At 66.4% G+C, this 25651-nt stretch carries 18 protein-coding genes and 1 tRNA gene; 9 read left to right on the top strand and 10 right to left on the bottom strand.

Annotated features, from left to right (window positions below):
* Nucleotides 1-359: 359 nt before the first annotated feature.
* Nucleotides 360-1262, bottom strand: a complete 903-nt coding sequence (locus tag VFG17_RS04665) for an EamA family transporter (RefSeq protein WP_325028307.1) — start codon at nucleotides 1260-1262, stop codon at nucleotides 360-362.
* Between the two features lie 176 nt (nucleotides 1263-1438).
* On the opposite strand from VFG17_RS04665, the gene VFG17_RS04670 reads away from it, so the two are divergent.
* From VFG17_RS04670 to cobA, 7 genes are all read left to right on the top strand, one after another.
* Nucleotides 1439-2020 (top strand): ANTAR domain-containing response regulator, encoded by a 582-nt coding sequence (locus VFG17_RS04670; RefSeq protein ID WP_325028308.1) that lies wholly within the window; start codon nucleotides 1439-1441, stop codon nucleotides 2018-2020.
* Entirely contained in the window at nucleotides 2017-3228 is a 1212-nt protein-coding gene (locus VFG17_RS04675; protein WP_325028309.1) for a CmpA/NrtA family ABC transporter substrate-binding protein, read from the top strand. The genes VFG17_RS04670 and VFG17_RS04675 overlap by 4 nt, the downstream gene beginning before the upstream one ends.
* A 256-nt stretch (nucleotides 3229-3484) precedes the next feature.
* Complete coding sequence (locus VFG17_RS04680) at nucleotides 3485-4714, top strand: nitrate/nitrite transporter (protein WP_325028310.1); 1230 nt, start codon at nucleotides 3485-3487, stop codon at nucleotides 4712-4714.
* Nucleotides 4714-7218, top strand: a complete 2505-nt coding sequence (nirB, locus tag VFG17_RS04685; RefSeq protein WP_414712931.1) for a nitrite reductase large subunit NirB — start codon at nucleotides 4714-4716, stop codon at nucleotides 7216-7218. Before VFG17_RS04680 ends, nirB begins: the two co-directional genes overlap by 1 nt.
* On the top strand, nucleotides 7215-7559 hold the full coding sequence (gene nirD / locus VFG17_RS04690; RefSeq protein WP_325028311.1) for a nitrite reductase small subunit NirD: 345 nt from the start codon (nucleotides 7215-7217) through the stop codon (nucleotides 7557-7559). The genes nirB and nirD overlap by 4 nt, the downstream gene beginning before the upstream one ends.
* On the top strand, nucleotides 7559-10156 hold the full coding sequence (locus VFG17_RS04695; RefSeq protein ID WP_325028312.1) for a molybdopterin-dependent oxidoreductase: 2598 nt from the start codon (nucleotides 7559-7561) through the stop codon (nucleotides 10154-10156). Before nirD ends, VFG17_RS04695 begins: the two co-directional genes overlap by 1 nt.
* On the top strand, nucleotides 10146-10931 hold the full coding sequence (gene cobA / locus VFG17_RS04700) for a uroporphyrinogen-III C-methyltransferase (RefSeq protein WP_325028313.1): 786 nt from the start codon (nucleotides 10146-10148) through the stop codon (nucleotides 10929-10931). Before VFG17_RS04695 ends, cobA begins: the two co-directional genes overlap by 11 nt.
* Before the next feature lie 23 nt (nucleotides 10932-10954).
* Here the strand turns inward: cobA and VFG17_RS04705 are convergent, their stop codons facing one another.
* From VFG17_RS04705 to VFG17_RS04725, 5 genes are all read right to left on the bottom strand, one after another.
* Nucleotides 10955-12202: an RNA polymerase sigma factor gene (locus tag VFG17_RS04705; protein WP_325028314.1), complete on the bottom strand. Its 1248-nt coding sequence runs from the start codon at nucleotides 12200-12202 to the stop codon at nucleotides 10955-10957.
* Nucleotides 12189-12590, bottom strand: a complete 402-nt coding sequence (locus tag VFG17_RS04710; RefSeq protein WP_325028315.1) for a YciI family protein — start codon at nucleotides 12588-12590, stop codon at nucleotides 12189-12191. The genes VFG17_RS04705 and VFG17_RS04710 overlap by 14 nt, the downstream gene beginning before the upstream one ends.
* 57 nt (nucleotides 12591-12647) lie before the next feature.
* A complete protein-coding gene (locus VFG17_RS04715) occupies nucleotides 12648-13076 on the bottom strand; it encodes a VOC family protein (RefSeq protein WP_325028316.1) in 429 nt (142 codons plus the stop codon).
* A 164-nt stretch (nucleotides 13077-13240) separates the two neighbouring features.
* On the bottom strand, nucleotides 13241-15064 hold the full coding sequence (locus tag VFG17_RS04720) for a sodium:proton antiporter (RefSeq protein ID WP_325028317.1): 1824 nt from the start codon (nucleotides 15062-15064) through the stop codon (nucleotides 13241-13243).
* Between the two features lie 111 nt (nucleotides 15065-15175).
* Nucleotides 15176-18145 (bottom strand): DUF2339 domain-containing protein, encoded by a 2970-nt coding sequence (locus VFG17_RS04725; RefSeq protein WP_325028318.1) that lies wholly within the window; start codon nucleotides 18143-18145, stop codon nucleotides 15176-15178.
* A gap of 431 nt (nucleotides 18146-18576) precedes the next feature.
* Here VFG17_RS04725 and VFG17_RS04730 point away from each other — a divergent pair, with 431 nt between their 5' ends.
* Together VFG17_RS04730 and VFG17_RS04735 are read left to right on the top strand one after the other, a co-directional pair.
* Nucleotides 18577-20862 (top strand): TonB-dependent receptor, encoded by a 2286-nt coding sequence (locus tag VFG17_RS04730; RefSeq protein ID WP_325028319.1) that lies wholly within the window; start codon nucleotides 18577-18579, stop codon nucleotides 20860-20862.
* 73 nt (nucleotides 20863-20935) lie between these two features.
* Complete coding sequence (locus VFG17_RS04735) at nucleotides 20936-22651, top strand: sulfatase-like hydrolase/transferase (protein WP_325028320.1); 1716 nt, start codon at nucleotides 20936-20938, stop codon at nucleotides 22649-22651.
* A gap of 262 nt (nucleotides 22652-22913) precedes the next feature.
* Here the strand turns inward: VFG17_RS04735 and VFG17_RS04740 are convergent.
* The 4 genes from VFG17_RS04740 to mltG form a co-directional block, all read right to left on the bottom strand.
* A tRNA-Met gene (locus tag VFG17_RS04740) sits at nucleotides 22914-22990 on the bottom strand.
* 61 nt (nucleotides 22991-23051) lie between these two features.
* The gene (locus VFG17_RS04745) at nucleotides 23052-23537 is read right to left on the bottom strand and encodes a 2'-5' RNA ligase family protein (protein ID WP_325029075.1); all 486 of its coding nucleotides are present in this window, start codon (nucleotides 23535-23537) and stop codon (nucleotides 23052-23054) included.
* A 231-nt stretch (nucleotides 23538-23768) separates the two neighbouring features.
* Complete coding sequence (locus VFG17_RS04750; RefSeq protein ID WP_325028321.1) at nucleotides 23769-24518, bottom strand: alpha/beta hydrolase; 750 nt, start codon at nucleotides 24516-24518, stop codon at nucleotides 23769-23771.
* A gap of 93 nt (nucleotides 24519-24611) precedes the next feature.
* Nucleotides 24612-25550 carry an endolytic transglycosylase MltG gene (gene mltG / locus VFG17_RS04755; protein ID WP_325028322.1) on the bottom strand — a complete coding sequence of 313 codons (939 nt, stop codon included), beginning with the start codon at nucleotides 25548-25550 and terminating at the stop codon, nucleotides 24612-24614.
* Nucleotides 25551-25651: the final 101 nt, after the last annotated feature.

A 25651-nucleotide genomic window follows, 5' to 3' on the forward strand; every position in this document is an offset into this window, starting at 1 on the left:
GCCGACGGCGCCCGGCGCAGAACATAACCCGCACTCCGCCCGCCTGCCCCCCAGTCGAACGACCAGCTCTCCATGTTCGCACCGCCAGAAAGACGCGACAGGCCAGACAGCGCGCCGGGGCCGGCAAGGCGGGTCATGAAAGCCGAAACAAGATCGGAGAAATCACTCATGCGATCGGCAGCCCACGCACCGCAGGGCTCCGCCGATCTCTCGTAGATATTCCTCGCATTCCTTGCCCTCATCGCTCAGCATTTTACTTAGAATACTAACTATATGCAGCTAATTCGCTCGCGGCAAGTGGGCTTGACGACGGAGATGATGAATGTGAACCGACGCGGTGCCGGCGCGGACGCTCAGGACTAACGCCCGTCGAAGGGCGGCTCGGCGGCCGAATAATCGCCCGCCCCCTTCGCCGTGCCGATCGAGGATATGACGATCAGGCCGATCGCGATCCATTGCATGGGGGTCAGCAATTCGCCGAGCAGGAAGAAACCCATCAGCGCCCCGACCGCGGGTTCGGCGCTGAGCAGCGTGCCGAAACTGTTCGGCGGCAGGCGGCGCAGCGCCACCATTTCGAAGCCATAGGGAATCGCGCTCGAAACAAGGCCGACGACCAGCCCCAGCGCCAATATCTCCGGGCGGAGCAGATCGGCGCCGGCATGGATGATGCCGATCGGCGCCGCGACGACGGCCGCGACGATCGTGCCGCCCGCCGCCGCGGCGGGCCCATGCTGCGCGCCGGCGCGCTTGCCGAGCAATATATAGGCGGCCCAGCAGAGGCCCGCGAACAGCGCCAGCGCGACGCCCCGCCAGTCGAGATGCGCCGCTCCGTCGCGGATGGGCAGCAGAAGCAGCAGGCCGAACACCGCGATCCCGATCCAGAGAAAGTCCGCGCGGCGGCGCGAGGTTAGCACCGCGACGCTGAGCGGACCGATGAATTCGATCGCGATCGCGATGCCGAGCGGAATATAGCTCAGCGCATTATAGAAGCTGAGGTTCATCGCGCCGAGCACGACGCCATAGGCAAGGATCGATCGCCACCCCTCGCGATATTTGAGCCGCCACGGGCGCAGCACCACCGACAGCAGGATCGCGCCGAAGATCAGGCGTAGCGCCGTGGTCCCCGTCGGGCCGACCAGCGGGAACAGGCTCTTCGCCAGCGCCGCACCACCCGTCACCGACACGAGCGACAGGAATAGCGCGCCGAGCGCGAGCAAATCGATCGTTCCGCGGGCGGAAGTCCTAGTGTCGGGGAAGGTCATGGCTGCTCGTCGTTGGACAAGAGCGGGCCAATTCGCAAGATGCGATCGGCGTGCCCACCGGACACCGGCCGGACCCGCAACGAAAATGTCCCGACCGGGCCATCAAGCTATTCTTTCAGCGCCCCGAACATGATGACGCTGGAAGATTCGAATAGCCCCGCGTAAGGGCGCGGGTCATGAGGATCGCGATCATCGATACCAGCACGACGCGCGCGGCGATCATCTCCGATGGTTTGCGCGAGGCCGGACTCGACGATCTGGTGCTGATCGACCCCGCCGGCGCGCTCGCCCGCCAGATCGAGGCGGCCCAGCCCGAAGTCGTCCTAATCAACCTCGAAAACCCCAGCCGCGACCTGCTCGAGGATTATTTCGCCATGTCGCGCGCGCTCGCGCGCCCGATCGCGATGTTCGTCGACCAGAGCGACGCCGAAGCGACCGGGGCGGCGATCGACGCGGGAGTGTCGGCCTATGTCGTGGATGGCCTGTCGAAACAGCGGATCAAGCCGGTAATCGATCTTGCGGTGCGGCGTTTCCAGGCCTTTTCGCGCCTCCAGCGCGAACTCGACGAAGCGAAGAACGCGCTCGCCGAACGCGCGGTCATCGACAAGGCCAAGGCGATATTGATGAAGCGCCGGCAGGTGGACGAGCCCGCAGCCTATGCGCTGCTCCGCGGCCAGGCGATGCGCACCAACCGCCGCATCGCCGAGATCGCCGAAGCGATCGTGACAAGCGAAGCCCTGCTGGGAGACATGGAATGACCGCAGAGATCTTCCGCATCGGTTTCCTGCCGCTCGTTGACGCCGCGCTGCCCATCCTCGCGCACGAGCTGGGATTTGCGGAACGCGAGGGGATCAGGGTCGAGCTCGTCCGCGACATGACCTGGGCGACGGTGCGCGACCGCCTTCTCTACGGTCACACCGATGCCGCGCACATGATCGCGCCGTTGGCGATCGCGACCACGCTCGGCCGCGACCGACCGCCGGTGCCGCTCGGAGTGCCGTTCGTGCTCGGGCTCAACGGCAATGCCGTCACCTTCTCGAGCGCGCTCGCCGCCGAAGTCGGATTGAGCGACGGGCTCGGCGATCCGGCGGATACCGGCGCCGCGCTGCGCGCGGTCGCCGGCGCGCGCAAGGCGGCGGGCAAACCGCTGCGCTTTGGCGTGGTGCACCGCTATTCCAGCCACAATTATATGCTGCGCTATTGGCTCGCGGGCGTCGGTATTCGCCCCGACGAAGATGTCGAGATCGTCGTCACCAGCCCGCCCTTCGCCGCCGACGCGCTCGCGGCGGGAGAGGTCGACGGCATCTGCGTCGGCGAACCGTGGAACTCGATCGCGGTCGATCGCGGCGTCGGCCATATCGCGCTCGCGACCGCGCAAATCTGGCGGCGCGGCGTCGAGAAAGTGCTCGCGATGCGCGAGACGATATTGGACGAACGACGCGAGGCGGTCGAGGCGTTCGTCCGCGCGCTGCACGCTGCCGCGGCGCATTTCGTCGAGCCGGGATCGGCCGAAGCCAGTGCCGACATATTGGCGCGCCCCGAATATCTGGACGCGCCGCGCGATGCCGTGCTGCGCGCGATCACCGACCGGATTCGCGTCGCCCCGGGCGGCACGCCCCTGCACTATCCCGACTTCATGTTCCAGTATCGCGAAGCCGCAAACTTCCCCTGGCGCAGCCAGGCGGCGTGGCTTTATTCGCAGATGGTCCGCTGGGACTATATGGCGTTCGATGCGGCACAGGCGGCGGCGGCGGGCCATGTATTCCGGCCCGACGTGTACCGGCGCGCGCTCGCGGGATCGACGGCGCCGCTCCCGGGCGCCAGCTCGAAGCTGGAAGGCGGGCTCGACGAACCGATCGGCGCGGGCTCGACACAGGGCCGCTTGACGCTCGGCAGCGACCGCTTTTTCGATGGCCGCGCGTTCGACCCCGACGATATAGAGGCTTATCTCGCTGAATCTCCCTGATTTTACCCTGCCGATCAAATTTTGCTGCACCTGCGAAATAACAGGTTGCGGCGTCGGGACGAATCAGGCAGTTTAAGCGAACTCGGCAAGACTGCCGGGGCAGCATCAGGCGGCGACGGCTCCAACGAGGGGGCCGAACCGCAGGCGGACGGGGCCATCTCCCCGATATTCCACAGGCAATGAAGCCGTCAGGATGCGCCCGCATGGCCGCCGTCCTGGCGGCTTTTTTATTGCCCGCCCGCGAAAGGGACGGACGATGACGACAGCGAAGGGCGCCGCGGCGCCCAAATCGAGTTTCTGGGCGAGCGGCCACTGGCCGACGCTCGTGGCCGCCTTTCTCTATTTCGATCTCGCTTTCATGGTCTGGGTCATCCTCGGACCGCTCGCGCCCGCGATTTCCGAAGACCTTGGCCTGACCTCCGCCCAAAAGGGCCTGATGGTCGCGGTCCCGACGCTCGCCGGCGCGGTGCTGCGCGTCGTCAACGGCCTGCTCGTCGACCGCATCGGCCCGAAACGCTCGGGCGCGATCAGCCAGGTCATCGTCATCGCGGGCCTGTTCACGGCGTGGCTTGCGGGCGTGAACAGCTTCGCCGGGACGCTCGCGCTGGGGATTATCCTCGGCTTTGCGGGCGCAAGTTTCGCGATCGCGCTGCCGCTCGCGAGCCGCTGGTACCCCCCCGAGCATCAGGGCAAGGCGATGGGGCTCGCCGGCATGGGCAATTCGGGCACCGTGCTCGCAGCGCTCTTCGCCCCCGCGCTGGCGCAGATGTTCGGCTGGAACATGGTGCTCGGCCTGGCCTGCATCCCGCTGACAATCGTCTTCCTCGTCTATCTCCTCATGGCGAAGGACGCACCCGGTGCGCCTGCGCCCAAGAAGCTGACCCACTATTTCCAGCCGCTGAAGACCGCCGACGCCTGGTGGCTGATGGCCTTTTATTCGGTGACCTTCGGCGGTTTTGTCGGGCTTGCCGCCTCGCTCCCCATCTATTTCACCGACCAGTTCCACCTGACCCCGGTGATGGCGGGCACCTGCACCGCAGCGTGCGTCTTCGCCGGCTCGCTGGTCCGGCCGATGGGCGGCGCGCTCGCCGACCGGATCGGCGGCGTGAAGTCGCTGATGATGGTCTTCATCGTCGCCGCGCTCGCGCTCGCCGCGATCCCGCAGGCGGCCGCCCTCCCCGCCGCGCTCGCGCTGTTCGTCGTCGCGATGCTCGCGCTCGGTATCGGCAATGGCGCGGTGTTCCAGCTCGTACCCCAGCGCTTTTCGGCCGAGATCGGGGTGATGACCGGGCTCGTCGGCATGGCGGGCGGGGTCGGAGGCTTCTACCTCGCCTCCTCGCTCGGTTTCGCGAAGCAGTGGACGGGCAGCTTCGCCCCCGGCTTCACGATCTTCGCGGGGCTCACCGCCGTCGCGCTCGTCGCGCTGACCCTCCTCAAGGGCCACTGGCGCCGCACCTGGGGCGCCGCCGAAGGCGTGCGGATCTGATGACTGCAACCGGACTGGATATTCTGATGGAACATCGCCCCTTGAAGCCCGACGCCGACACGCGCGAACATCTCGTTGTGATCGGCAACGGCATGGCGGGATGCCGCGCGGTCGAGGAATTGCTCGCACGCGATCCCGACCGCTATCGCGTCACGATCTTCGGCGCCGAGCCGCGCGTCAACTATAACCGCATCATGCTCTCCCCCGTTCTCGCGGGCGAGAAATGCTTCGACGACATCGTGATCAACGACGCCGGCTGGTATGCCGACAATGGCATCGCGCTCGTCGCGGGCGACCCGGTGGTGGCGATCGACCGCGAAGCAAGGACGGTGACGACACGCGGCGGGGCGGCCGAAAGTTATGACCGGCTGCTGATCGCGACCGGCTCCGATCCCTTCATCATCCCCGTCCCCGGCAAGGATCTGCCCGGCGTCATCGCGTTCCGCGACATGGACGATGTCAGCGCGATGCTCACCGCGGCCGATGCCGGCGGCGATGCGGTGGTGATCGGTGGTGGCCTGCTCGGGCTCGAGGCGGCACACGGCCTGTCCTTGCGCGGCATGAAGGTCACCGTGCTGCACCTGATGCCGACACTGATGGAACGCCAGCTCGACGAAGCGGCGGGCTGGCTCTTGAAGCAAGCACTCGAAGCGCGCGGCCAGACGATCCTGACCGGCGCCGACACCGCCGAGATCGTCGGTGACGGCAAGGTCGAAGGCGTGAAGCTCAAGGACGGCACGCTCATTCCCGCCAGCCTCGTCGTCATGGCGGTCGGCATCCGTCCCTCGATCCAGCTCGCACGCGATGCCGGGCTCGCGGTCGGGCGCGGGATCCAGGTCGACGATCATATGGTCACCAGCGACCCCGCCGTGCTCGCGGTCGGCGAGTGCGTCGAGCATGACGGGCAGGTTTACGGGCTCGTCGCGCCTTTGTGGGACATGTGCCGCAGCCTCGCCGACGGGCTGGTCGAACAGCCGACCGGCTATCGCGGCTCGGTGACCTCGACCAAGCTCAAGGTGTCGGGGATCGACGTCTTTTCGGCGGGCGACTTCTCGGGCGGCGACGGGTGCGAGGATATCGTGCTGCGCGACGCGAGCCGCGGCGTCTACAAGCGCGTGATCGTCAGGGACGACCGCATCGTCGGCGCCGTCCTCTATGGCGATACCGCCGACGGCAGCTGGTATTTCGATCTGCTCAAGAAGCAGGAAGATGTCTCCGACCTCCGCGACCTGCTTATCTTCGGCCAGGCCTTCGCTGCGGGAGGCGGCGCGGCGGACCCTAAGGCGGCCGTTGCGGCGCTTTCCGACGATGCGGAAATCTGCGGCTGCAACGGCGTCACCAAGGGCCAGGTCGTCTCGTGCATCGCCAAGGGCGCGCACAGCCTCGACGCGGTGCGCGGCACGTGCAAGGCATCGGCAAGCTGCGGCAGTTGCGCCGGCCTCGTCGAGACTTTGCTCGCGCTGACGCTCGGCGACGATGTGCAGTCGGGGCCGAAGACGATGTGCAAATGCACCAGTTTCGGCCACGACGATGTCCGCCGCGAGATCGTGGCGCAGGCTATGCACTCGATCCCCGAGGTGATGCAGAAGCTGCACTGGACGACGCCCGACGGCTGCTCGTCATGCCGCCCGGCGCTCAATTACTATCTGCTCTGCGCGCTCCCCGGCGACTATGTCGACGACCAGCAGAGCCGCTTCGTCAACGAGCGGCTGCACGCCAATATCCAGAAGGACGGCACTTACTCGGTCGTCCCGCGCATGTGGGGCGGGCTCACCAATCCGACCGAGCTGCGCGCGATCGCCGACGTCGTCGAAAAATATAACGCGCCGATGGTCAAGGTGACCGGCGGCCAGAGGCTCGACATCTTCGGGATCAGGAAGGAGGATTTGCCCGCGGTCTGGGCCGACCTCAATGCCGCCGGTATGGTCTCCGGCCACGCCTATGGCAAGGCGCTGCGTACGGTAAAGACCTGCGTCGGGTCCGAATGGTGCCGCTTCGGCACGCAGGATTCGACCGGGCTCGGCGTCAAGCTCGAACGGATGAGCTGGGGCAGCTGGATGCCGCACAAGTTCAAGATCGCCGTGTCGGGCTGCCCGCGCAACTGCGCCGAGGCGACGATCAAGGATTTCGGCGTCGTCTGCGTCGACAGCGGATACGAGCTGCACGTCGGCGGCAACGGCGGCATCCATGTCCGCGCCACCGACCTCCTCTGCAAGGTCGCGACCGAAGAGGAGGCGATGGATTATTGCGCCGCCTTCATCCAGCTCTACCGCGAAGAAGCGCGCTATCTCGAGCGCACCGCGCCGTGGATCGAGCGCGTCGGGCTCGCGCATATCACGGCGCGGATCGTCGAGGATGATGCGGGCCGCGAAGCGCTGCGCGCACGCTTCCTCTTGTCGCAAAGCTTTTCGCAGGACGACCCATGGGCGCAGCGCGCCGAGGGCGCCGAGGCCGAACATCATGCGCCGATGGCGCGCTTCACCCCGCAGAAGGAAATCGCATGATGACCACCGCAGAATGGCTCGACATCGGCTGGATCGACCAGATCCCGGTGCGCGGCAGCCGCACCGTGCAGGTCGCGGGCGGCGACGACATCGCGGTATTCCGCACCGCCGAGGGCAAGGTCTTCGCCCTCCTCGATCGCTGCCCGCACAAGCATGGTCGCCTCAGCCAGGGCATCGTCCACGGCGGCGCGGTCGCCTGCCCGCTGCACAATTGGCGGATCAGCCTCTCGACGGGTGAGGCGCTCGGCGAGGACAAGGGCTGCACCCCGACCGTGCCGGTCAAGATCGACGGCGGCCGCGTCCTCATCTGCCGCGCGAGCACGTTGAAGGCCGCCGCCTGATGCACGAGGCGGTCCGCACCACCTGCGCCTATTGCGGCGTCGGCTGCGGCATCCGCGCGAGAGTGACGGGCGAGCGCATGGTCGAGATCGCGGGCGATCCCGACCATCCCGCCAACCGCGGCCGCCTTTGCTCGAAGGGCACGCACCTCGGCGAAACGGTGGGTCTCGAAGGCCGTCTCCTCCATCCGATGATCGGCGCCAAGCGCGCCAGCTGGGACAAGGCGCTCGACCTCGTCGCAAAGAAATTCCGCGAGACGATCGCGCACCACGGCCCGAACAGCGTCGCCTTCTACGTCTCGGGCCAGCTACTCACCGAGGATTATTATGTCGCGAACAAGCTGATGAAGGGGTTCATCGGCAGCGCGAACATCGACACCAATTCGCGGCTTTGCATGTCGAGCGCGGTCGCGGGGCATATGCGCGCGTTCGGCGAGGATGTCGTGCCCGCGACCTATGACGATCTCGACGCCGCCGAGTTGTTCGTCCTCGTCGGATCGAACACCGCCTGGTGCCACCCGATCGTCTATCAGCGCATCCGCGCGCGCTGCGAGGCGGGCGCGAAGCTCGTCGTGATCGACCCGCGCCGCACCGAAACCGCCGAAGAGGCCGACCTCCATCTTGCGATCCGCCCCGGCAGCGACGTCGCGCTGATGACCGGGCTGCTCCGGCATTGCCGCGAGGCGGGCGTCGTCGACGAGGCCTATCTCGCGGAGCATGTCGCGGTGCCGGAGGGTTTCTGGGACCAGCTCGAAGAGGGGAATGACCTGTGGTCGGTGGCGCGCACTTGCGACGTGCCCGCCGCCGATCTCAGGCATTTCTACGAGCTGTTCACCGCGACGGCGCGCACCGTCACGCTGTTCAGCCAGGGCATCAACCAGTCGACCGCGGGCACCGATCAGGTCAACGCGATCACCAATCTCCATCTCGCGACGGGTCGCATCGGCAAGCCCGGCGCCGCGCCCTTCTCGATCACCGGCCAGCCCAATGCGATGGGCGGGCGCGAGGTCGGCGGGCTCGCCTCGACCCTCGCCGCGCATATGGATTTCGCGCCCGGAAACCGCGACCGCGTCCAGCGCTTCTGGGCTGCGCCGGCGATCGCCGAAAAGCCCGGCCTGAAAGCCGTCGACCTGTTCCGCGCCATCGGCGAAGGACGGATCAAGGCGCTGTGGGTGATGGCGACCAACCCCGCGGTATCGATGCCCGACGCGAACCGCGTGCGCGAGGCACTCGCCGCCTGCCCCTTCGTCGTTGTCAGCGACGTAATCGAAAAAACCGACACCGGCGCCTTCGCGCATGTCCGCCTGCCCGCCGCGGCGTGGGGCGAAAAGGACGGCACCGTCACCAACAGCGACCGGACGATCAGCCGCCAGCGCGCGCTCTTTCCGCTCCCCGGCGAAGCAATGCCAGACTGGTGGATCGTCAAGGAAGTCGGGCGGCGGATGGGGTGGAAAAACGCCTTCACCTACGACCGCGCCGCCGACATCTGGCGCGAACATTGCCGGCTGTCGAATTACGACAATGGCGGCGCGCGGCGCTTCGCGCTGCCCGGCGCGGCGCAGGGCGGCAACGCCGCCTATGACGCGATGGAGCCGTTTCGCTGGGGCGGCGATCATGTCTTTTCGGACGGCCGCTTTTCGACCGAAGACCAGCGCGGGCGGCTAGTCCCCGTCGCGCAAAAACCGCTGCCCGAACCGCTCGCCAACTGGCCGCTGACGCTCAACACGGGACGCTATCGCGACCAGTGGCACAGTATGACGCGCACCGGCCTCGCTCCCAAGCTCGCGCGGCATCGCGAGGAACCGCTCGTCGAGGTCCACCCCGACGACGGCGCGCGCCTTGGCCTCACCGACGGCGGCCTCGCGCGCGTCGATACGCCGCAGGGCGACAGCCTCTACCGCGTCGCCTTCCACGCGGGCCAGCGGCCCGGCGAACTGTTCGTCCCGATCCATTGGACGGACCGCACGTCGAGCGGCGGGCGCACCGGACTGCTCCCCCGCCCGCTCGTCGACCCGCTATCGGGCCAGCCGGGCTTCAAGCGGACCCCCGCATCGATCACCGCGGTCACGCCCAAATGGCGCGGCTTCCTGCTCCTCGTGCGCGAACTGGCCGAAACCCCACGCTGCCTGTGGGCAACGCGCGTCGCGGTGCCTTCGGGCGTGATGTGGGAGGTCGCGGGCAATGGCGACCTCAAGAGCATCGAGATGCTGCTGCCGAAGGGCGAACGCATCGAGGCGCAGGACGCCGCGCGCGGAACGAAGCGCATCGCCGTCATAGCGAACGACCGCCTCGCCGGCGCGCTCTTCGTCACCGAAAGCGGCGAGCTGCCGCCGCGCGACTGGCTGATCGCGCAGCTCGCCGCGCCGGGCGTCGCGCCGACATTGCTCGCCGGCCGCGCGCCCGGCGCGCAGGCCGACCGCGGCCCGATCATCTGCGTCTGCTTCGACGTCGGGCTGAAAACGATCGTCGCGGCGATCCGCGACCAGAGCCTCGCCGATGTCGCGGCGATCGGCGGCGCGCTGGGCGCCGGCACCAATTGCGGGTCGTGCCGCCCGGCGCTTTCGCGCATATTGACCGAGGAGACGAGCGATGCGGCCTGACGATTTCGCGCCCGGCACGGTATGGCTGGTGGGCGCCGGCCCGGGCGACCCCGAATTGCTCAAGATGAAAGCGTTGCGCCTGATCGAGGGCGCCGACATCGTCTTTTACGACGCGCTGGTCGGCAGCGGCGTCCTCGACCTCATCCCCGCGCGCGCCGAGCGCGTCGGCGTCGGCAAACGATCGGGGCGCCATTCGAAGGATCAGCGGGCCATCGACACGATGCTCGTCGCGGCCGCACGGGCGGGCAAACGCGTGGTCCGGCTGAAAGGCGGCGACCCGACGCTGTTCGCCCGCGCGACCGAAGAGATCGACGCGCTCAAGGAAGCAGGCTTTCCGGTCCGCATCTGTCCCGGCATCACCGCCGCGAGCGCCGCCGCGGCATCGGCGGGGATGTCGCTCTCGCTGCGCGGCGTCGCGCGCGACGTCCGCTTCGTCACCGCGCACAGCCGCCGCGGCGCCGCGCTCGACATCGACTGGTCTTCGCTGGCGCGCGGCGGATCGACCCTCGCCTTTTACATGGGCCGCGAGGCCGCGGGCGAAATCCGGCGCGGCCTGACGCAGGCGGGGATGCCGGGCGAAATGCCGGTGTTGATCGCGTGCGAGGTCAGCGCCCCCGGCGAGCGGCGGCTCGTCACCCGGCTCGACCTGCTCGACCTCGCGACCAAATCCTTCGCCGCCGACGCTCCGACGCTCATTCTGGTCGGCGCCGCGGTGATGCTCGCCGGCGACGCGTCGGCCCTGCCCGCGAACAGGTCGCGCACCGCTCTATCTTGAACGCGAGGAACCATCCTATCCGATCACCGGACGACCCCGTGCTCGAGCAGCTCGATCTCGCGGCGGACATGGACAGCCTCGGCGGGCGTCGAGGCAAGCGACATCGCCCTCAACAAGGCGCGCCGCGCTTCCTCCTGATGCCCGATCTCCTTGAGAAAAATGCCCCGAACGCCGTGGTAATAGAAATAGCCGTCCAGCGCCTCGGACAACGGCGCGATCATTTCGAGCGCCGCGGCGGCGCCGCGGAGGCGCGCGACGGCGACCGCGCGATTAAGGGTGGTGACCGGCGACGGAGCATGCCGTTCCAGGGCCTGATATAATTGGTCGATCTGATGCCAGTCGGTATCCGCCGGGCTCTCCGCGCGCGCGTGAAGTGCCGCAATAGCAGCCTGAATCTGGTAAGGACCCGGCGCGCGGTGCCGCATCGCCTTGTCGATAAGCGCGATGCCCTCGCCGATCGCGTCACGATTCCAGAGCCGCCGGTCCTGATCGTCGAGCAAGATCGGGGAACCGCCCGCGTCGAAGCGCGCCGCGGCGCGCGAATGCTGGAGCAGCATCAGCGCAAGAAGTCCCATCAACTCCGGCTCGGCGGGAAACATCTCCAACAACAAGCGAACGAGCCGGATGGCTTCGGCACAAAGGGTTGCGCGGTCGCTGGCCGGGTCGGCGGCCGTGTAGCCCTCGTTGAACAAGAGATAGAGCATTTTGCCGACCGCAGCGAGGCGTTCGACACGTTCGAGCGCCCCTGGCGCCTCATAGGACAGTTCCGCTTTGGCAATTCGCGCCTTGGCCCGCGTGATCCGCTGCTCCATGGCCGCCTCGCTGACAAGGAACGCGCGCGAAATCTGGACGACCGACAGGCCGGAAATGACGCGCAGCGCGACCGCGATCTGCTGCGCGGGCGGAAGATCGCGATGGCAGCAAGTGAAGAGGAGGCGAAGAATATCATCACGAAAATGGCTCTGGTCCAGTCGCTCGATCATGTCTGGTTCGCCGCCGACAGCGGTGTCGGCGACGATCCCGCCTGCCTCGTTCGCGACCTTTTGCTGCCGCCGCAAGGCGTCGACCTGCGCATTGCGGCCGACCAGAATCAACCACCCCGTCGCATCGCGCGGCGGACTATTTCGGGGCCAGGCGGACAGCGCCCGAACGCATGCTTCCTGAAAGGCATCCTCGGCCCGATCGAGGTCGCGAAAATAGCGCAGCAACGCCGCCATCGCGCGCGGACGCGCCGCAGCGAACGTCGCACGATAATCGTCAGTGCGAGCCATCGCGCTGCGCGCCTTCGATCGATTGCACCGGGCCGAACGCCGCGTCGGTGATATAGGCAATCAAGGGGCGCAGCTCATAATTGGCGGTGGGATTGGCCGCGCTGAGATCCGCGACAATCGCAACCGCGTCATCGAGGCCGTCCACATCGAGCGTGTAAATGCCGAGCAGTTGCTCCTTCGTCTCGGCGAAGGGACCGTCGGTCATGACCGCTGCACCGCTTTTCATGTTCATCGCCGTGCTGGCCGGCATCAGCCGCAGGACGGGACGAAACCTGTCGCCATATTTGTCGTGGACGGCAATCAACCGATCGACGACGGCCGATTCCTCGGCCGGCGTCCACGAGCCGGTTATCGCCTCGTCGTGGTAGCATAAAACCGCATAGAGCATATTGCGTGTCCTGTACGATCGGCGACGGCCGGCAGCCGCCGGCCGTCGCGCCTGTCATTACGCCGCGCTCTCCGCCGCGTCACCCATCGCCGCGTCCGGGTTCATCCATATCAGTTCGACCACATAGCCGTTGGGATCCTCGAACGCGCGATTGTACATGAAGCCCAGATCCATCGGGGCGCGCGGATCGGTCTTGCCGCCATGTCCACCAGCCAGCTCGGCGAGACGGTCGACCTCGTCCCGGTCGCTGGCCGACAGCGCAACGAGGAGCTGACAGTCCCCATGCGCGTCGCCGACCGGTTTCGAGGTAAAGGTCTGGAAATATTCGCGCGTGAGAAGCTGGAAGGTGATCTGATCGGACCACATCATCGACGAGGCCGTTTCGTCGCTGAACTGGTCGTTCTTCGTAAAGCCCAGCGCCTTGTAGAAGGCGGTGGATGCCGCGAGATCGGCAACGGGCAGGTTCACGAAAATCATCTTGGTCATTTGAGTTCTCCTTTCGGCGAAGCAAATTCGCTTCGGCGACACAAGGACGCAGACCCGCCATCCATCCCGACACTTCAGCGAAAAAAATCTGACGCACTGGAAAACATCGGACGCACCCCGGCCTCCGATCGCCCTTCCCTCGGTTGAAGGGGAGGCAGGAAGAGCTACTCTTTCACGCGGGATTCACTATCGCGCGGCCTTGGCTTCGATATTTCGGGTGGCACGAAGGTCCATATCGTATCGCCCGCGTCGACGCTCGGCGGATGCTGAGAGGAAAAGATCACGAGGTCGCCCGAAGAGCGGACGACCGCGAGACTGTCGCCGCCCGACTGCTTCATGCGAGCGACGAAATGGGCATAGGTGAAGATTTCGGTGATCCGCGTCCGGCTGAACGTCCATCCGGCCTGCAGCCGGTCGAGCTGCTCTTCGATCGGCGTGCCGGCGAGCGTGAAGACCCGGCCGCGCCGCACATGGCCCTGGCGCGACACTCCGATCATCCGGCTGACCCGATCATGGCCGATCTCGGGCGCCAGTTCGCTGCACACCAGCGCATTGTAACTGTCGTTGTCGGTGGCGGCGATCAGCTGCTGATATTCGCCAAGATCGAGATGATCGTCGTGCGCTTCATCCAGGATGTCGCCATGATAGACGGGCAGGTCGGCGCGACGGGCATGCCGAAGCGCGACCTGGCTCGCGTCGGCGATCAGCACACGCCGCTGCTGTCGCTTGATGAAGTCGGCGAAAGCGATCGTCCAGCTGTTGGCGCCGACGAGCAGCACCCCCTCGCCCTTGCCGCGATCGAGACCCAGCCACCGCGCGAAGGGTGCGGCGGTGAAACCATGCGCGAAGATCGTCGTGATTACGACCGCGAAAGACAAGGGCACCAGAGCTTCGGCGCCCGGCACGCCATAATCGGAAAGGCGCAAGGCGAAGAGCCCGGTAACCGCGGCGGCGACGATACCGCGCGGCGCGATCCACGCTACGAACATTCGCTCCTTGAACGGGATGCGCGTGAAAAGGAGCGCGATCATGATCGTTACCGGGCGAACAACGAACAACAGCAGGATCAGGAAGAGCACGAAGCGTGCCTGGAAATTCGTCACTACTTCCCAGTCGAGCGTCGCCGACAGGATGATGAAGACGCCCGAGACGAGGAGGACGGTCAGATCCTCCTTGAAGCGTAACAACGCGCGGCTCGAATAGGTCTCGCGGTTCGCCATCACCACCCCCATCACGGTGACGGTGATCAGGCCGGTCTCGTGCATGACGAGGTCGGAGAATACGAACACCGCGATCACCGTGGTGAGCAGCACCGGGGCTTTCAGATATTCGGGCACCCAGCCGCGCGGGAAGGCCCAGGTCAGCGCAAAGCCCGCGATACTGCCGATCAGGATCGCGAGAAGGCTGGCGGCTGCGACGTCGATAACGATGCTGGCGCTGTTCGCCTCGGCGCCGCCATGGGTGATGTAGGTGAATATGCCGACCGCCAGCAACGCGCCGATCGGGTCGTTCACGATCGCTTCCCATTTCAGCATATGCTTGACCCGCGGCGTGATGTTCAGCGTGCGGAGCAGCGGAATGATGACGGTCGGGCCGGTGACGACCATAATGCCCCCGAACAGCGCGGCGAGTTCGAAGGGCAGGCCCGCACCATAATAGGCGGCCGCGGTGCCGAGGGCCCAGCCGATCGGCACGCCGAGAAATACGAGCATGAAGACCGCGATCCCGGCCTGCCGCAGTTCGCGAAACTTGAGGCTGAGGCCGCCCTCGAACAGGATGACCGCAACCGCGAGCTTGATGATCGGTTCGCGTAGCGCCCCAAAATCGCGCTCGGGATCGATCAGTCCGAGCACGGGCCCCGCGACGATGCCGGCGAGCAGCATCAGCGCGATGGCGGGCCGGCCGGTCCGCCACGCAAGCCATTGCGCCCCGATGCCGATCACGCCGATCAACGCGATCTTGATAAGCAAAGAATCGATTGCGAACATTTTTCCCGTAACTCCCGGCTGAGCGGCTCGTGTGCCTTGCCGGGTTGAAGTCATCAACCCGCCATACCCGTACCGCCCGTTATTTACCGGTCCCGCGAGGCCGACGATGCTTTAGGAAGCGGGAGTCGCGGGCGCGAGTTGCCGGCTGTACAACCAGCCGATGCCGATCAGGCTGAACCCCAGCGCGGCGAACGACCCGATGCGGAGCAGGCCTTCGAGGCCCGAGGCGTCGAAAAGAAACACTTTCCCGGCGGCCGCGAGCATCAGGACGAGCGACGCGATGCGCCAGTCGCGGCGGCCGACCCGAATTCCCCACAGCAGGAAGCCGATCGCAAGCGCAAGCAGGAGGAGCGAGCGCAAAATATTCTCGGCGGGCGCGACTCCCGTTTCGATCAGCAGGCTGCCGTGGAAGACCTGGCGAAGCGTCGCCCACGCGAAGAGCGCGACGAGCGCCATCGTTGCGATCTGAACGATGCGAACGAAAGTCCCGCTCGGCGGCGCAAAAAGTTCACCAACCAGCCGCATTCCGGCCCATGGCACAAGGAACAGCGGCAGCAGCAGATTGACGAGCGGCCATCCGCCGACGGCCTGCTCGGCCCACAACGGATTATGGAGAAGGATGCCGTACCAGAAAGCGTGCGTCGCTCCGGCTATCGCGAGCGCGCGGGCTCCATTCGGGATGCCGCGGCGCCACAGCAGCCACCCGAGCCCGATGAGCAAGACTTCCCAGACGAGACGCTGCGCAATCCCGGTAGAGACGAAGTCGGCGCCTGCCACCGCAGCGAAACCGAGGCGGTAGAGGCCATGAACCGCGATCAGGCCGATCGCCCCTGCGACGCCGAAGCCGGCGATCGACGCCCAGCGCGGCAATCTGTCGCGCAGAAGCCAGAGTTGCGTTGCGAAAAGCAGCGCCGGTAGCGCCAGGCGGCGGATCAGTTCGGCGGTCGCCAGCATCGCGCCGTCGATCTGCATCGACACGCCGCCGAGCGACAGCACCGCTTTCGTCGTCCACAGCGCCGCCGGCATCGCGGCCCAGGCGAGGCTGATGGCGGCGAACGTCGCGGCGCCGGCATCGATCCGCGCAAGGGGGATCCGTCGCGCCGCGAGAAGCAGGACCGCCCCTCCGATCGCCGGAACGAGCACGAGCATGGCGGCCGGAAGCAATTGCGCCGCGGTGCCGTAGGCGAGCGCCGCTGCAAAGCCTTGTCCTATGCGGCGAACCACCGGGCGCTCGGCGCGCAGCGCGAGGAAGAGCGCGGCGAGCGCGACCGCCGCCCAGCGCAGCGCGGCATATCCCGAGCCCTCGGCCGCCCCGTCCACGAGCCGCGGAACTTCATCGAGCGCCCGCGGCGTTGCGATCAGCGCGAACAGTGCGGCGCCGAAAAACCCGGTCGCCACCCATTCGATCCGCTTGTCATCGGCGATCCGGCCGAACGGCAACAGCGCCGCAGCGACGCCCGCAATCGCCGCCGGGGCGAGCCACAGGGGGAGCAGAAGGACCAGCGCGAGCGAGACCAGCGCCGCCGCGGTCGCCGCCAACCAGGCGAAGCGATTGTCCGCGCCGCGGCCCTCGATACGCCAGCCCCGTGCGATACCCGCCGCCGGCAGGCCCGCGGCGCCAAGAGCAATGATAGCTAGGCCTACGTCCGACATTTCCCACAGCTGCCACTTCGTCAGCGGAACGATCGAGAGCGCGAGCACGCAAAGCTCGATCGTCCGGCGCAAGTCGCGCGGATCGGTCCACAGGCGGGCGAGCAGGGGCAGCGCATGGATCGACAGCAAGGCGATGCCGACCGACGCGAACCAGAAAGCCGAGGCATCGGGCCATAACACAATCAGCAGGACCGAGAGTGCGAGGCTGGTGGTCGGGACGATCGCGAGGCGGCGCTCGCGCCACGCGAGCCACTGTCCCGCCGCCGCGAGCAGCGCGAAAAGCCCCCACTGCAGCGGCGTATAACCCGCCTGCGCGACGAGCAGCGCGAGTTGCAGCGCGCCGACGACCGCCGCCGCCGCGCGCAGCAGCGTGGCGCGCGACCCCTCATAGGCGAAAAGCGGGATGGCGACGCCGAGCAGCAGGACATAGGCGCCGATCGAAAGCGATCCGAGCGTATCGAGCGCGCCGCCGACGAAGATCATCCAGACGCTCCAGCCCGCGCCACCTGCGAGCGCCGCCAGCGCGAGCCACGGCCAACGGCGCATCCGTGCAATCCCGGCCATCGCCGCGATCGTCAGCGCCAGATAGATCGCGAGCAGCGGCACATTGGGTTCGAGCGCGCCGACGAGTGCCGGCGCCGCGAGACCGCCCGCGAGCCCGAGGAACGCGCTCGGCGGGCCGAAACGGAGCGACAGCGCGAGCGCCGACGCGGTCACCAGCGCGAGCGCCACGAAGGCGAACAGCGGCCCGATCAACCCATAGACGTTGGCCGCGACCATGATTGCGGCGTAGAGCGTGGCGATGCCGGCGCCCGACAGCGCCTGCGGCACGCGAACGTCACGCAGTCTGGCTTCATTGCGCCACGCATATTCGGCACCGCCGATCAGCGCGAGACCGAACAAAATCCCGGCGATCACCTGAACCCCCGGCGTAAAAACGCGCGCGAAGAAGCCGAGATCGATCGCATAGAGGACGATGAGAACGCCCGCGATCGCCAGCGTGATCCCGCCGGCCCAGATCGGCAGCGTCTTGCCGAACAGATTTTCGAAACGCGCCGACAGGTTGGCGGCAACAGGAGGCGCGGTGCTGGCCGGCGCAGGCTTTGGACCGGCCGCCTTCTCCGCATCCGTTCCCACGACCTTTTGTATCAGTGCCGGGGCGGGTGTACTCGCCGATGCCGCGGCGCGCGCGGGCTCAGGTGCCGGGCTGGTTTCGGGGACCGCGGCGGGCGTCGTGGGCGAAGGGGGAGACGCCGTTGCGGCCGCCGGTACGCCCGCTTCGGGAACGGGGGCGCCGATATGACGCTGAAGCGCAGCAATCTGTTTCGCCGCTTCGGCGAGATTTGTCTCAGCCCGTTTGAGCCGGCTCCTCACGTCCGCGAGCAGGACGCCGAGAATAAGGACCGCCAAGAAGGCGATAGATTCCAACACCAAGGTCCTTTCGCGACACCCAGACGATCTGGTGCGCCAGAACGGTCGGCAACGCAAGGGCGCGCCAAAGCGATTGCATTGCCGCCCCCTTAGAAATTTACGGCCGATTTGCGGTTCGCCGCGCCGAGCGCCAGGTGGGACAATAGCCCCGGTCGGTCCGAACACTTCGTCGCGACGTTCGCTGCATCGTGTGAAAATATACTTAGCACTTGAAGTATTTTTTTGAGATGGTAATCGGGGGTTCGGGAACGGAGGATACAAGCCTACGAACGCGCCGAGGATCGAAGATGTCCCGCGCCGACGGACGAAAAGGCATTCGCCAAATACACCCCGTCCCAACAATTAAGGCCGGATGCGCGAGCCGCATTTCCGCAGCGCTGTCGCGTGCGGAGAAGCGATGTCTTGCATCCGGAATTTGGGAGGATGTGATGAAGACTGCGACCCTTTTGCTTTCGACCGCGGCCATGGCCCTTTGCGCTGCGCCGGCCTATGCGCAGACGGCCGCGCCGGCGGATGACGCCAGCGCCGCCGAGCCGGCGCCCGCGCAGGAAGCTGCCGCCGACGAAGCCTTCGGCGAGATATTGGTCACCGCGCAGCGCCGCTCCGAAAGCGTGCAGGATGTGCCGATCGCCATTTCGGCGTTCAACAGCGAGATGGTCGAGGCGAGCGGCACCACCAATATCACCAGCCTCAACGGCCTCGCGCCCAACGTCGTGCTCCAGACGCAGGGCCTGGTCGCCAACGTGCCGATGATCTCGATCCGCGGCATGAGCACCGCCGATCCCGATCCCAATGCCGACCCGAAGGTCAGCACGATCATCGACGGCGTCTATATCCCCTTCGTGTCGAGCACGATGCTCGACCTGTTCGACGTCGAGCGCATCGAGGTGCTCAAGGGTCCGCAGGGCGTGCTGTTCGGCAAGAACAACCTCGCCGGCACGATCAACGTCATCACCGCGCGCCCGACCGACGATTTCGGCGGCGAGGTGCGGCTGACCGCGGGCTCGTTCGGGCTTCGGCAGGTCCGCGGCAAGATCAACAGCGGCCGCTTTGCGGGCGACGCGCTTGCCGCCAAGATCGCGGTCAATTTCCGCGATTATGACGGCTACAGCCGCAACGTCATCACCGGCAACCGGCTCAATGGCGCCAACGTCAAATCGGTGCGCGGCGCGCTCGATTTCGATCGCGGCGGCGCCTTCACCTCAACCCTCGTCGCCGACTGGCTGAAGCAGAAGACGACCGGCCCGGCGCCGCACGTCCTCGACAATGGCGATCCCAATTGGGACCTGCTGCCCGACGAAGTAAAAACCGACGTCCGCGAGGCCGCGGTGCCCTTCGATCCCTATGCCCGAACCGAAAGCTATGGCGGGTCGTGGACCGCGAACCTCGACGTCGGCTACGGCACGATCACCTCGGTGCTCGGCTATCGCCACCTGGATTATGTGACGCGCGGCGATTTCGACGGACTGATCACCCCGGCGCCGCAGCTTGATGTCACCCGCGACTTCTCCGGCGAATCGAAGAGCGGCGAGCTGCGCTACGTCTCGCCAGCCGGCGAACCGGTCGATTTCGTCGTCGGCGCCTATTATCAGACCGACAAGTGGCGCCAGTTCAACACGGTGCTCGCGAACCCGACCACGACGACGCTCGCGCAGCTTCGTCAGGATACCGAAAGCTATGCGCTCTTCGCGCTGGTCAACGCGCACCCGACCGACAGCCTGACGCTGTCGATCGGTGGCCGCTACAGCCACGACCGCAAGAAATACGACATCGCCTCGCAGGTGCTGGTGAACGGCGTCCAGCGATCGTCGTTCCAGAGCAGCCTCGAGGCAAGCTGGGCCGAGTTCACCCCGCGCCTGACGGTCGAATATGAGATCGGCCCTTCGGCGATGATCTACGCCAATTATTCGCAGGGCTATAAGGCCGGCGGCTACAACTCGCGCGGCACGATCCCCGAAAATGTCGGCCCCTATGACCCCGAGCGCGTCAACGCGTTCGAGATCGGCGCAAAGACCGACCTGTTCGACCGCCTGCTCCGCTTCAACGTCGCGGGCTTCGTCAACAATTATCGCGACCTGCAAAGCTCGGTGACGAAGATGGGTTCGGTGCGGCCGGAGAATATCACCACCAACGTCGCCGCCGCGAAAATCTATGGCTTCGAGGTCGAAACGCTGCTGCGCCCGTCGGACAATTTCACGCTGGGGGCGAACATCGCCTATCTCCACGCGCGCTATACCGATTTCTGCGCCGACACCGACGGCGTCTTCACCGACGGCTCGCCCGAGCCCGGCCAGTGCGGCCCCGCGGTGCCGGTCCTGCTGGGCGGGGTTCCGAACGGCACCTTCGCGGTGCCGACCGATTCGACGGGGCTCGACCTCGCCAACGCGCCGAAGTGGAGCGGCAGCCTCTCGGCCGACTATGTGATCCCGGTCTCGTTCGGCGAGATCAAGCTCCACAGCGACGCGCGCTATTCGGCGCGCTTCAACACCTGGGGCCGCGACAACGACCCCGGCTATTACCGCAAGGAAGTCGTGCTGCTGAACGCCAGCATCGCGGTCGCGGGCGAGGACGACAAGTGGAAGGTCACGCTTTACGGATCGAACCTGACCGATCAGGACGTGATCTCGGGCGCGATCTCGGCGGGCGCGACGCCGATCCAGCAATTCTACCAACCGCCGCGCGAGTTCGGAGTCGACGTCGCGTTCAAATTCTGACGCGACTCGCGCCCGCGGCGCCAGTCCCCGCGCCGCGGGCCTTCACCGCCAACGATAGGATCGGGAGAGAAAAATGGGTTGGGATGTGAATCGCCGGACATTCGTCGGCGGCATGGGCGCGCTCGCCGCCACCGGATTGGCGCTGCCGACCTATGCGAAGAACGGCAAGAAGCTGAACGTGCTGATGATCGTCACCGATCAGGAACAGGGCATCGCCAGCTACCCCAAGGGCCTGCTCGAAAAGCTGCCGGCGCACCGCGAACTGATGGAACGCGGGATGCTCGTCGAAAATTACCATGTCCACACGACGCCCTGCACCCCGTCGCGCTCGACGATCTTTCAGGGGCACCACACCCAGCAGACCGGGCTGTTCCTCAACAGCGACAATGCCCCCAACCCCGTCGCGGCCGAGGATATGCCGACGCTCGGCCACATGATGCAGGCGGCGGGCTATTACACGAGCTACAAGGGCAAGTGGCACCTCAGCCGGATGAATTTCGAACGCGACTGGAACCGCGTGCCGGGCGGCATCTATCCCAGCACCGAGCGCGCGATGGAGAAATACGGCTTCCACGACTATGGCTTCGACGGCGAAGAGCTGGGGCTGACCTGGGACGGCTACCGCGCCGACATGTATGTCGCGGGCGACGCCGCGCGCAGCATCTTCGACTTCGTGCGCCGCGACAAGGCGGAGGGAAAACCGTGGTTCATGGTCGTCGGGCTGATCAACCCGCACGACATCATGTTCTATGACGCGACGGGCGAGCAGGCGAAGCACCGCGTCCATCCCGACATCCTCGCGCCGCTGCGCCGCGAGCCGGGCGACCCGATCTACGAGGTCGACAACAAGTTCGACCTGCCCGAAAGCTTCTACAAGGACGATCTTTCCACCAAGCCCGAGGCGCATCGCGCGATCGTGCGGCTCAATGACCTCTTCTATGGCCCGATTCCACATGACGACGAGGCGTCGTGGCACCGCTTCAACAATTATTACTATAACTGCCTGCGCGACGTCGACCGGCGGCTCGGGCAATTGCTCTGGGCGCTCAAGGAAAGCGGGCAGATCGACAACACGATCATCATCTATACCAGCGACCATGGCGAACGCGCCGGCGCGCACGGGATGCGGCAAAAGGCGGGTACGATGTACCGCGAGGAAACCAATATCCCGATGATCATCGCCCATCCCGACGTGAAGGGCGGACAGGTGACCAAGGGCCTGATGGGCGCGATCGACATCGCGCCGACCTTGATGTCGCTCGCCGGGCTGTCGGCCGACGAAGGGCGCAATCGCTTTCCCGGCCTGCCGGGGGTCGACGTATCGGCGCTGCTGTCGTCGCCGACCGCGCCCACCGAACGCGACCGGCGCGGGCATTTCTTCAACTATGCCGTCGCGCATATGTGGGAGCCGGCGTCGAAGAGAACCGTCGGCCCGCGTCCGCCGGGCGAGAAAATTCCCGACTATGGCGCGATCTACGACCTGTCGAAGCGGCGGCTGCACCGCGGCGTCCACGACGGACGCTGGAAGTTCGCGCGCTATTTCGCGCCGGCGCATCATCACATGCCGCGCGACTGGAAGACGCTCAATGCGCGCAACGATCTCGAACTTTATGACACCCACGCCGACCCGGGCGAGCTGGTCAATCTGGCGAACGACCCCAAACACCGGAAGACGGTGATGCGGCTCAACGCGATGGTCAACGCGCTGTCGGAGCGCGAGATCGGCAAGGGCCTCGACGACGGGCGCGAATATCCCGGACCGACCGAGATGTACAATCAGCCTGGGTGATCGAACGCCGGATCATCCGGAGTTTCGGCCGTCGAACCGGACCCATGACCGAAGAAAGGTCTATGGGCCACTGGACGACGGGCGGCATTCCGCAACATCGGCACCGTGGGGCGCAGCACGCCACTTTCGATCATTGACCAACTGATCGTGGTGCTCGGCGCGCTGCCAAGCTCGGGAGTAAACCGTGGAAGCGGGGCGACGTTGCGATGGTACAGCAAGCACCGTGACCGGCTCCGGCGACGAACGCTAAGTCATTGATTTCTGGTAGCGGAGGAGGGACTCGAACCCCCGACACGCGGATTATGATTCCGCTGCTCTAACCTGCTGAGCTACTCCGCCCCGAAAGGCCGCCGCATCGGGCGAGCAGCGCCTATAGGCAGGCTCGTCGCGCCGGTCAATATCATCTGCGCACCCCGCGAAAACTGCGCGCGAAGGCGGGCTCCCACGGGCCGCCGCGATAGTGATGCGCCGCGAGTCCGGTGATCGCGAGCGGGCGCGGGCGGAAATCGGATGCCAGTGCCGCGAGCAGCGCGCGCGCCTCGGCCGCGGCGACCTTGTTCTGCACGGTGATGTGGAGCCGCGGCACTCCCCGGTCCTGCGCGGTCAGCATGCCCGCGAAATGGTCGGCGATGCGTGCGCGGACCGCGAGCAAATCGGCGCTCTCGATACGAAAGGCGACGCCCTGCCCCAGCGAATAGACCTCGCGCAGCGTCGCGGCGGGCGGCGGCGTGTCGGCGGCGATACGGCGGAACAGGCGGTCGAGCTCGTCGAGGCACGACGGCGGCAGCTGGTGAAAGAGCGTTATATGCGCGGCGAGATGATTGCGTTCGGGCGGGAAATGCTCGGCGCGCAGCGCGTCGAAAAAGCGCTGGTCCGCCGCACCCATCGTCGCGGTCGCGATGATGGGCACGGCGCCAGTGGTCCGGTCGGGAGGGGGGAGGTCCGGGCCATCTGCTTCGAGTGGGGATGGGCGAGGCAGTTCAGGGGGAGATTTGCCGTCGTCCACGGGACGCCCTTTCTCGATGTCCATTTCAATGCGCCGGATCGACCCGGCGTTCCAATCGATTTATTGCGTCACAATAATCGTGCAAACCGATGAAATAATATTATCCGCGCTTTACAGCCCGTTCCAGAAGGCGCGGAGCGCGGCGGCGACCTCGGTGGGGCGTTCGGCGATCGCCCAATGCCCTGCCCCTTCGATCACCGTCAGCGGCGTGCCGGTGTTCGCGACATAGCGCCGCGCGACCGACAGCTCGACATAGGGATCGCCCTCGCCCCAGATCAGCGCGCCGTTGGCGGGCAGCTTCGGGATGTCCAGCGCCCAGTCGTGCGCGAAGCTCAGCCCCTTGGCCGAACGATAGAGTTTGAGGATCGCGCGGCGCTTGTCCCGGTTCTTCCACTGCTCGGCCTCTTCGCGCGCGATGTCGGCGGGCATGCCCTGCGCCGCGAGCCCCTCGGCGAGCTTGTCGGCCTTGCTCAGCGCCATGAAGATTTCGCCGAGGATCGGCGTGTTCCAGATGCGCGCGATGCGGTGGCCGCGATAATCGGGCTCGATCACCGCGTTCGAGATCGCCCAGCTGCCGATCAGGTCGGGGCGCAGCATCGCGATGCGCTGGGCGATCAGCGCGCCCCAATCGTGGCCGACGATGTCGATCGGGCCGTGCGCGGCGACCAATGTCTCGGCCTGACCAATCGCCCAATCGACATAGGCCTCCTTGGTCGCGGCGAAGCCGGGGGGCAGCGGTGCGGTAAAGCCGGGCAGCGCGGGAACCGCGACGGGCGTGTCGCCAAGCTCAAGCGCGGCGAGCAAGGGTCGCCAGATCGCCGGGCTGTCGGGAACGCCGTGGATGAAGAGTTTGGCGGTCATATGCACTCTCCCGTCGCCCCCGCGCAGGCGGGGGCCGTTGTCGGCCTTGCGCTGCCCCTCCAGCGGCCCCCGCCTGCGCGGGGGCGACGAATATTACTCCATCTCCCCCCGCTCGCGGCGGAGCGCATACCATTTCTGGACATTGGCATTATGCTCGGACAGCGTCCGCGCAAACACATGGCTGCCGTCGCCCTGCGCGACGAAGAAGAGATAGTCGTTCGCCTCGGGGTCGAGCACGGCGGCGATCGACGCCTTGCCGGGATTCGCGATCGGCCCCTTGGGCAGCCCCGCCATGCTGTAAGTGTTATAGCCGTTCACCGCCTGGATTTCGGAGCGCAGGATGCGGCGGCCGAGCGGCTTGCCCTTGGTAACCGGATAGATGATCGTCGGATCGGCCTGGAGCCGCATCCCGACGCCGAGACGATTGGTATAGACGCCAGCGACGGTGCGGCGCTCGGCCGCGACGGCGGTTTCCTTCTCGACGATCGACGCGAGCGTGATCGCTTCGTTGCGGTTCTTGACCGCGGTGCGCGGGGTGCGCTTGGCCCAAAGTTCGTTAAACGCCTTGTCCATCGCCGCCTGCATCCGCTTCACGACCGCGGCGCGGGTCTCACCAGTGGTGAAGGCATAGCTGTCGGGCAATATGCTGCCCTCGGCGGGCACGGGGATTTCGCCCTTGAGGCGCGGCTCGGCCATCAGCCGTTCCCACACCATGATCGAGGGCATGCCTTCGGGGATCATCACGAGCCGCTGGATCGTCTTGCCCGACTGGAACAGCGCGAGGATGTCGCCCGCGTCCATCCCCTTTTCGATTCTATATTCGCCGGGCTTGATCGGCTCGTCCGAGCCGAAGAAGCGCGCCTGATTGCGAAAGCTCGACGCCGAGACGAGCCCGGCGTCCTCGAGAATCTCGCCCGCCTTCGCGATGCTCGCGCCTTGCGGGATCACGACCTCGGCATCCTTCGGCGCGCCCGAGCAGGCTGCGAGGAGGAGAGCGAGCAAGCTGGCCAGCAGGAGGCGCCCGATGGTCATGGAGCTGTCATCCCAATCCGTTTGTGCTGAGCTTGTCGAAGCACTGTTCTTTCTTTCCACGCCAGAGAAGAGCAGGACGGCCCTTCGACAAGCTCAGGGCG

The sequence above is a fragment of the Sphingopyxis sp. genome, assembly GCF_035686825.1.
In the GTDB taxonomy this organism is placed as follows: domain Bacteria; phylum Pseudomonadota; class Alphaproteobacteria; order Sphingomonadales; family Sphingomonadaceae; genus Sphingopyxis.